This window comes from Flavobacterium sp. UBA4854 (genome assembly GCF_002399805.1).
Taxonomy (GTDB): Bacteria; Bacteroidota; Bacteroidia; order Flavobacteriales; family Flavobacteriaceae; genus Flavobacterium; species Flavobacterium ginsengisoli.
Genome location: NZ_DHEI01000051.1, coordinates 41,390 through 50,104, shown reverse-complemented (window position 1 = coordinate 50,104; position 8,715 = coordinate 41,390). Strand labels below are relative to the sequence as shown.

Annotated in this window: 7 protein-coding genes and 1 pseudogene; 5 read left to right on the top strand and 3 right to left on the bottom strand. The window is 33.2% G+C overall.

All coding sequences use genetic code 11. From position 1 onward, the window contains the following. Positions 1-65: 65 nt before the first annotated feature. Together msrB and prfB are read right to left on the bottom strand one after the other, a co-directional pair. Positions 66-512 carry a peptide-methionine (R)-S-oxide reductase MsrB gene (msrB, locus tag B3J44_RS07320; protein WP_286967451.1) on the bottom strand — a complete coding sequence of 149 codons (447 nt, stop codon included), beginning with the start codon at positions 510-512 and terminating at the stop codon, positions 66-68. Between the two features lie 93 nt (positions 513-605). Continuing rightward, a protein-coding gene (gene prfB, locus B3J44_RS07315) for a peptide chain release factor 2 (RefSeq protein WP_286967449.1) occupies positions 606-1,704 on the bottom strand; the annotation gives its coding sequence in 2 pieces (ribosomal slippage) (positions 606-1,640 and positions 1,642-1,704; 1,098 coding nt in all). Positions 1,705-1,856: 152 nt separating this feature from the next. Here prfB and B3J44_RS07310 point away from each other — a divergent pair. Then, a complete protein-coding gene (locus B3J44_RS07310) occupies positions 1,857-2,876 on the top strand; it encodes a threonine aldolase family protein (protein ID WP_278022168.1) in 1,020 nt (339 codons plus the stop codon). A gap of 130 nt (positions 2,877-3,006) precedes the next feature. Here B3J44_RS07310 and B3J44_RS07305 read toward each other — a convergent pair whose 3' ends face one another. After that, positions 3,007-3,327, bottom strand: coding sequence for a YbaB/EbfC family nucleoid-associated protein (locus B3J44_RS07305; RefSeq protein WP_286967448.1), 321 nt, complete (start codon positions 3,325-3,327; stop codon positions 3,007-3,009). 144 nt (positions 3,328-3,471) lie between these two features. Here B3J44_RS07305 and B3J44_RS07300 point away from each other — a divergent pair, with 144 nt between their 5' ends. From B3J44_RS07300 to B3J44_RS07285, 4 genes and pseudogenes are all read left to right on the top strand, one after another. Further along, positions 3,472-5,532, top strand: coding sequence for a S9 family peptidase (locus B3J44_RS07300; RefSeq protein WP_286967445.1), 2,061 nt, complete (start codon positions 3,472-3,474; stop codon positions 5,530-5,532). Between the two features lie 72 nt (positions 5,533-5,604). Next, positions 5,605-6,645: a PLP-dependent cysteine synthase family protein gene (locus B3J44_RS07295; RefSeq protein ID WP_008462690.1), complete on the top strand. Its 1,041-nt coding sequence runs from the start codon at positions 5,605-5,607 to the stop codon at positions 6,643-6,645. A 335-nt stretch (positions 6,646-6,980) separates the two neighbouring features. Then, positions 6,981-7,880, top strand: coding sequence for a LamG-like jellyroll fold domain-containing protein (locus tag B3J44_RS07290; RefSeq protein ID WP_286967441.1), 900 nt, complete (start codon positions 6,981-6,983; stop codon positions 7,878-7,880). 470 nt (positions 7,881-8,350) lie between these two features. Beyond that, positions 8,351-8,715, top strand: a pseudogene (locus tag B3J44_RS07285) (LamG domain-containing protein); the annotation flags it as partial.

The following is an 8,715-nucleotide window of genomic DNA, read 5'->3' as shown; positions in this document are numbered from 1 at the left end:
TTTTTTTAGTTAAATATTCAACAAAAAAAAAGCGACTCCATTTTTTATAGGAATCGCTTTATTATTTATTCTTTTACTTTATTCAAAGAGAGTGCATTAATGCAATATCGTAGACCGCTTGGAGGCGGACCATCGGGAAAAATATGACCTAAATGTGCGTCGCAGACATTGCAGGTTACTTCAACACGAATCATTCCGTGAGATCTATCCGCGTGGTATCCGACTGCATTTTCTTTTACAGGTTGTGTAAAAGACGGCCATCCTGTTCCAGATTCGAACTTTTCGCTGGCATCAAACAACAAAGTGCCGCAGCATTTACATTCGTAAATTCCTGGTTCAAATAAACTGCACATTTCTGAGCTAAAAGACCTTTCAGTTCCTTTTAAACGTGTTACCTGAAATTCTTCCGGAGTTAGAATTTTTTTCCATTCTTCCTCCGTTTTTTCCACTCTTTTATCTGGAGTTGGATTTCCTTTATTTGTAAAATGAATTACATCTGCCCATTTTATCATAACTTTTTTGTTTTAAAGTTTAAAGTTTCAGGTTTCAAGTTTATTGTGACTGCAAAAGAAAACTGAACACTAAAAAAAGCTGAACACTGAATACTATTCTTCCTCTTTCTGTCCCATCATCATTAGATAGGCTTTAAGGAAAGGATCGATATTTCCGTTCATTACGCCATCAACATCGCTGGTTTCGTAACCTGTACGAACGTCTTTTACTAATTTATAAGGCTGCATTACATAATTACGAATTTGCGAACCCCATTCGATTTTCATTTTTCCAGCTTCGATATCAGCACGCTGCGCTTGCTGTTTCTTTAATTCGATTTCGTACAATTGAGAACGAAGCATTTGCATGGCACGCTGTCTGTTGTCTTGTTGAGAACGAGTTTCAGAACATTGAATCTGAATGCCAGTAGGTTTGTGAACTAACTGAACTTTCGTTTCCACTTTATTTACGTTTTGTCCACCCGCCCCACTAGAACGAGAGGTTGTGATTTCGATATCGGCAGGATTAATGTCGATTTCGATACTATCATCAACTAATGGATAAACGTAAACTGATACGAAAGAAGTATGACGTTTAGCGTTACTGTCGAAAGGTGAAATACGAACCAAACGGTGAACTCCGTTTTCTCCTTTTAAATATCCGAACGAATAATCTCCTTCGAACTCTAAAGTTACGGTTTTAATTCCGGCAACGTCACCTTCTTGAAAGTTAAGTTCTTTGATTTTGTAACCATAACTTTCTCCCCACATCATGTACATACGCATTAACATTCCTGCCCAGTCACAGCTTTCTGTTCCTCCAGCACCTGCTGTAATCTGAACCACAGCACTTAAACTGTCGCCTTCGTCAGAAAGCATGTTTTTGAATTCGATATTTTCAATATGTGCTTGTGCGGCTTCATATTGTTCATCTAATTCATCTATAGAAAGTTCGCCTTCTTTGTAAAAATCATAAGCAAGCTGTAATTCTTCTGTAAGTGCTACTGCTTTATCATAATCTTCAATCCATTTTTTCTTGTTTCGAAGATTTTTTACAATGTTTTCTGCTTCTTTTGGATTGTTCCAAAAGTCTGGAGCGAACGTTTTTTCTTCTTCGTTTGCAATCTCGATTAGTTTAGCATCGACGTCAAAGATACCTCCTCAACGCACCAAGGCGCTCCACAATACCTTTTACTTGTTCGGCTGTTGTCATAAATTAATTAATAGGTTTTTATATGTTTTTTAGAATTATTACGTTAATTTGGTCTAGAGAAACCAGCGAGTTAAATTTTACCAAAACTTGCTGAGAATAACTATAAGTAATACGTAATTTTGCATACAAAAATAAGATATAGTTTTTAGAATATGGAAATAAATTTAATCAGCGATACCATAACAAAGCCTACTTATGAAATGCTGCAGTATATGTTTAATGCCCATGTTGGCGATGATGTATACAAACAGGACCCAACGGTGATTGAATTGGAAAACAGGACAGCAGAGTTTTTTGGTATGGAAGCTGGTCTTTTCTTTCCGTCTGGAACTATGGCAAATCAAACTGCAATTAAACTGCACACACAACCTGGTGAACAGTTAATTGCTGATAAATATGCACACGTTTATCATTATGAAGGAGGAGGAGTTTCTTTTAACAGCGGTGTTTCTTGCTGTTTAGTAGACGGAAACCGCGGAATGATAACTGCTGCGCAAGTAAAAGCAGCAATAAATGATCCAGAGTTTTATCATAGCCCGTTAACGAGTTTAGTTTGTGTTGAAAATACAACCAATAAAGGTGGCGGAGCCTGTTATGAATTGGACGATTTAAGAGAAATAAAAAAAGTTTGCGATGCTCATAATTTAAAGTTCCATTTAGATGGCGCTAGAATTTGGAATGCTTTAGTGGCTAAAAGACAGAATCCTAGAGAATTTGGAGCAATTTTCGATACTATTTCGGTTTGTTTGTCTAAAGGATTAGGCGCACCAATTGGTTCTGTACTGCTTGGAAGTAAAGCTGATATTCACAGAGCGTTGAGAATCAGGAAGATATTGGGCGGGGGAATGCGTCAAGTTGGCTATTTGGCTGCTGCAGGATTGTATGCTTTGGCTCATAATATCGAAAGATTGGCAGAAGACCACCGCAGAGCAAAAGAAATTGCAAAGATTTTAAGCACTAAACCTTGGATTGCGGCTATTGAACCTGTAGAAACTAATATTTTAATTTTTTCGCTAGCAGAAGGTTATAGCGATCAATTATTAATTGAGAAATTAAAACAGAAAAATATACTAATAAGCTCTTTAGGACATAATAAGCTCAGAATTGTAACGCATCTGGATTATAAAGAAGTGATGCATACATATGTTTTAGAAACGCTTTCGAAGTTTTGAAAGAAAGGTTCAAAGTTGCAAAGGTACAGAGGCCCAAAGGATAAAAAAAAGAGGATGTTTTTAACATCCTCTTTTTTTTATGACAAAGAAAGCAAGCCTCTGTACCTTTGCAACTTTGAACCTTTGTCCCTTACTTAAACAAATTATCCATTCCAGGAATAGAAGGCATATCCATTCTTGCTACAGCATCTAACTCTCTTTCATTTACACTCGTTGCTTTTTCTATAGCTTTATTTAATGTTACAATTAAGTAATCTTCTAATTGTTCTTTATCTTCTATTAAAGAATCGTCAATCGAAATTGATTTTATTTTTCTGCTCGCTGTAATTGTAATTTTTAATAATCCGTCAGCGCTTTGTTCGTCAATTAAAACAGTATCTAAACGCTTTTTTGTATCTTCAATTTTTTGTTGGGTTTCTTTAAGTTTGCCCATCATTCCCATTAAGTCCATTTTTCTTGATTTTTTAAATTATTTCAGACAAAATTAGTATATTGCTGTGTTAATTCAATAGAATAATTTAAGAAAAAATTAATTCTCTTCTGTTGGGTTTGTGCTATTTTTGCGTCTTCATATTTAAAAATTAATGCTTAATAAATGCAAAATGATATATCGGCCCCAAAGGCTAAAATAATACCAAAGACATTAAAAAAACATAAAGAAACCAGAATTGACAACTATTTCTGGCTTAACGACAGAGAAGATTCTGAGGTTATCGATTACTTAAATAAAGAGAATGCTTATTACGAAAGCATGACTTCTCACACACAAAATTTAAAAGATAGTCTATTTGAAGAAATGAAAGGGAGAATTAAGGAAGATGACTCTTCTGTTCCTTATTTCTACAATGGCTATTTTTATATTACACGTTTTGAAACAGGTCAGGATTACCCAATTTTTGCAAGAAAAAAAGGAAGCCTTTCGGCAGAAGAAGAAATCCTTTTTAACTGTAATGAAATGGCAAAAGGACATGCTTATTTTAAATTAGGAGGTTTAAGCATTAGTCCAGATAATAAATTTGCCAGTTTCGGAGTAGATATTGTGGGAAGAAGAATCTACACTATTCAGGTTAAAAACTTAGAAACAGGAGAAATTTTGGCTGATAAAATAGAAAATGTTACGGGAGCTTCTGTTTGGGCAAACGATAACAATACTATATTTTATGTGAGACAGGATGAAGTGACATTAAGAGCAGATAAAGTTTTTAGACATAAATTAAATACAAGTTCAGAAAATGATGTTTTGGTTTATGATGAAACAGATGACACTTTTAATGTATCGATCAGTAAAGAAAAATCAAGAAAATATATTGTTATTGGTTCTGGAAGTACATTAACTACCGAATATAGAATTTTGAATTCTAATAATCCAGATGGAGAATTTGCTGTTTTTCAGCCACGTGTTCGCGGATTAGAATACAGTATTTCTCATTACGAAGATTCATTTTATATTTTAACCAATAAAGACAAGGCGACGAATTTTAAGTTAATGAAAACGCCAGAAGACAAGACAGGAAAGAAAAACTGGGTAGATCTTATTCCGCACAGAGAAGATGTTTTGTTGGAAGATATTGAGATTTTTAAAAACTATTTAGTTGTTGAAGAACGCTCAAACGGATTGAATCATATTCGAATTATGCCTTGGAATGATGAGCCAGATTATTATCTTCCTTTTGGCAGTGAAACGTATAATGCGTACACAACAACAAATGTTGATTTTGATACCGATATTTTACGTTACAGTTACCAATCATTGGCAACACCTTCTTCTGTAATTGATTTTAATATGAAGACTAAAACCAAAGAAATATTAAAAGAGCAAGAGGTTTTGGGCGGAAAGTTTGACAAAAACAATTATGTAGAAGAACGAGTTTGGGCAACAGCAAGAGATGGCGTTAAAGTGCCTATTTCGATGGTTTATAGAAAGGGATTAGAGAAAAATGGTAAAAATCCTTTGTTATTATACGCATATGGTTCGTACGGAATTACAATGGACACTTATTTTTCTTCGACAAGATTATCACTCTTAGATCGCGGATTTGTTTACGCAATTGCCCATATTAGAGGAGGAGAGGATCTAGGAAGACAATGGTATGAAGATGGAAAACTGTTAAAAAAGAAAAATACCTTTACAGATTTCATCGATTGCTCTAAATTTGTAATTGACCAAAAGTATACTTCTCCAGAGCATCTTTATGCGGAGGGAGGATCTGCCGGAGGACTTTTAATGGGAGTGATTGTAAATGAAGCTCCTGAATTGTATAATGGCGTTATCGCTCAGGTGCCTTTTGTAGACGTAATTACCACGATGTTGGATGACAGCATTCCGCTTACAACTGGAGAGTATGACGAATGGGGAAACCCAAACAATAAAAAATATTACGATTATATGTTATCGTATTCGCCTTACGATAACGTAAAAGCACAGGAATATCCAAACATGTATGTATCTACTGGTCTGCACGATTCGCAGGTACAATATTGGGAGCCAGCTAAATGGGTAGCAAAATTGCGAGATTTAAAAACAAATAATAAACTTTTGTTTTTAGATACAAACATGGATGCAGGTCATGGCGGGGCTTCAGGACGTTTTGAAGCTTTAAAAGACTTAGCAAAAGAATTTAGTTTTTTATTAGATTTAGAAAAAATTAAAAGCTAATTAGAAATTTTTTGTTAAATTTGCAACCTATCAAGGTTAATTTAAAAAAGACCTTTGATTAACTATTTTTTTATGAAAGAAGAAATAACTGCTTATAATAATGTTTTAGAATTAATAGGAAACACCCCTCTTATTAAGCTAAATAAAATTACCGAAGAGTTAGAAGGAAATTTCTACGCAAAGGTAGAAGCTTTCAACCCAGGTCATTCCTCAAAAGATAGAATAGCACTATATATTATTGAAGAAGCCGAAAGAAAAGGAATTCTATCTCCAGGAGATACCATTATCGAAACAACATCTGGTAACACAGGATTTAGTTTAGCAATGGTAAGCATTATTAAAGGTTACAATTGTATTTTGGCTGTGAGTTCAAAATCATCTAAAGATAAAATTGACATGTTGAGAAGTTTAGGCGCCAAAGTGTATGTGTGTCCGGCTCACGTTTCTGCAGATGATGAAAGATCTTATTATAATGTAGCAAAACGTTTGCATGAAGAGACAAAAGGCTCAGTCTACATTAATCAATATTTCAACCAGTTAAATATTGATGCTCATTACAACACTACAGGTCCAGAGATTTGGGAACAAACAAAAGGACAAATTACGCACTTAGTTGCTTGCAGCGGAACAGGAGGAACTATCTCAGGAACAGCAAAATTCTTAAAAGAAAAAAATCCAAATATTAGAATCTTAGGAGTTGATGCTTTTGGATCTGTATTGAAAAAATACCACGAGACAAAAGAATTCGATAGCAAAGAAATTTACCCTTATCGTATAGAAGGTTTAGGTAAAAACTTAATCCCTTCTGCGACAGATTTTGATATTATTGATAAATTCATGAAAGTAACCGACGAAGAAAGTGCTCACTCAGCGAGAGAAATCACTAGAAAAGAAGGTTTGTTTGTTGGTTATACTTCTGGAGCAGTAATGCAAGCTATTAAACAATATGCAGAAGAAGGCGAATTTACAAAAGACAGTAATATTATTGCTATTTTCCCAGATCATGGTTCTCGTTACATGAGTAAAGTATTCAGTGATGACTGGATGAACGAGCAAGGTTTCTTTGATAGTGTTAATGAAGAAGAAGCACAAAAAATTGAATTCGTAAAGTAAAAAAATACTTTTCAAAATATATAACTCCATTCGTAATTTTCGAATGGAGTTTTTTTATTGAAATTTTTAAATGTCTTTCTAAAAGTTAAAATTTATTATTTTGATGAATATACCGTATTTATACGTAAGAAATTGTTGTTTTGAGTGAGTATTGTTTAATAATTTAATTAAATTTTTGAATTTAAAATAATGTTTTTGCTCTCAAAATGTATAAAAAACGTTATTTTAACGACTATTTAGGTCAGTTGTCGGAAATTTTTTCAATCGGAATCATAATCATCTAGTTTTGAAGTGTTAAAATAACATAAGTTGTTTAATCCCTAAAATCTACTATTATGAAAAAATTACTACTAACAGTGTTGTTTGTAAGTTATTTGAATGTGAATGCTCAAACACCGATTCAGGAATTTAACTTTAATGGCACTTTAAACAATACCGCAAACACGATTTCATTTATTGGAACTGATAATTTTGTAGCAGATAGAGCGGGAGTAATAAAAGGAGCTCAGCGTTTAAATAATAAAGCTTTGGAAGCTGTAATTGATAATCTTCCTCAAGGAAAAAATGCTAGAACAATTAGTATTTGGGTTAAATTCAATAATATTTCAAACGCAAATTATATTTGGGGCTACGGAAATGCCTTTAATGCGCAATATTGTGGCTTATTGCAGCAAGGTACAACAACGTCTAACTCTGATTTGAGTTTGGCGGCTTGGGGCGCTTCTAATGATATTATAGTATCTACACCACTTGAAAAGAGTGTTTGGTACAATTACACTATTACTTATGAAGGAGCTACTTCTAAGATGTATCGCGACGGTAAATTATTGAAGTATCTAGAGGGTATGACAAGATCTACTAATGGTAATATTTTCAGATTAGGTGAAATTAATACTATGATAGGTATCAATGCAGATATAGACGATTTAAAGATTTATGATGTAGCATTATCTCCAGATCAAGTAAAAGAATTGTATGAGAATGAAAAAGCGACTAATTTATTGGTTGCAAAACCTGCAGAAGTTAAAACGATAAAACCTGCCGTAAAAACAAAAGCAGGTAATGAAACGATTATTACTTCAAGTGATATTAATGGGGCAATCAAGACAGTTGAAGTATACTCGCAAGGACAAAAAATTGCAGGAAGTAATGCAGCTAATATTAGCGATCTTCCAGAAGGAACTTATTTATTAAAAATTACCAGTACTCCGTCAAAAAAAATTACTTCAAAATAATAAATAGTTTTTTACTTTATTTTTAAATGTTAGTTAGTTTTTTATTGCGCAAGCAATTGGGTTTTTGGAATAGTAAGAAAGGCTTTCTGTGTTCAGAAGGCTTTTTTTAATGGAAAACATACTCATCTTTAGAACCTTCTTTTTTTTTGCTTATGATCATAGTTTTAAACAAATGCTAGTTCAATAAAAAAGCCCAATGGCAAGACATATTTGGTATTTACAGAAAAATTTGAACTGGCTTAAAAAATGAAATATTCTAAAAACATATCCTGTTTGAAATTTAAAAGTGTTTTTGTGAGAATTATATATTTGTGTGTAGGAATTGTTTGGATATGCTGAATTTTAATTATAGTTTTAACAAAATTTATAAAAATAATAAACGAAAGTTTCAAACTAGTGAAATCAAAACATTTAGATTTTACAAGTACTTACTATTTGCCTTAAAAACTATTCTGATAAAAGCTACGACTATGAAAAAAATATTACTCACTTTAATGTTTGTAAATTTTTTAACTGCGAATGCACAAAATCCGGTGCAAGAGTTTAATTTCAATGGAAATTTATACAGTGCCGATAATACTATTTCATTCTTAGGAGCACCGCTTTTTGTAAACGATAGAATGGGAAGTCCTAAAAGTGCTTTACGACTTACAAATAAAGCTTATCAAACAGTAGTAGGAGATCTTCCTCAGGATAATAAACCAAAAACAATGTCGGTTTGGGTAAAATTTAATGCAGTAAATATTCCTAATTATATTTTTGGGTATGGTACAGCGGCAAATGGACAGTATTTTGGGTTGATACAGCAACCTGTAGTTTCTGGTAATTCAGATGT

Bases quoted from the DNA above. Each gene is read 5' to 3' on its own strand.
- msrB (WP_286967451.1), bottom strand. From the start codon at position 512: ATGATAAAATGGGCAGATGTAATTCATTTTACAAATAAAGGAAATCCA.
- B3J44_RS07310 (WP_278022168.1), top strand. From the start codon at position 1,857: ATGGAAATAAATTTAATCAGCGATACCATAACAAAGCCTACTTATGAA.
- B3J44_RS07305 (WP_286967448.1), bottom strand. From the start codon at position 3,327: ATGGACTTAATGGGAATGATGGGCAAACTTAAAGAAACCCAACAAAAA.
- B3J44_RS07300 (WP_286967445.1), top strand. From the start codon at position 3,472: ATGCAAAATGATATATCGGCCCCAAAGGCTAAAATAATACCAAAGACA.
- B3J44_RS07295 (WP_008462690.1), top strand. From the start codon at position 5,605: ATGAAAGAAGAAATAACTGCTTATAATAATGTTTTAGAATTAATAGGA.
- B3J44_RS07290 (WP_286967441.1), top strand. From the start codon at position 6,981: ATGAAAAAATTACTACTAACAGTGTTGTTTGTAAGTTATTTGAATGTG.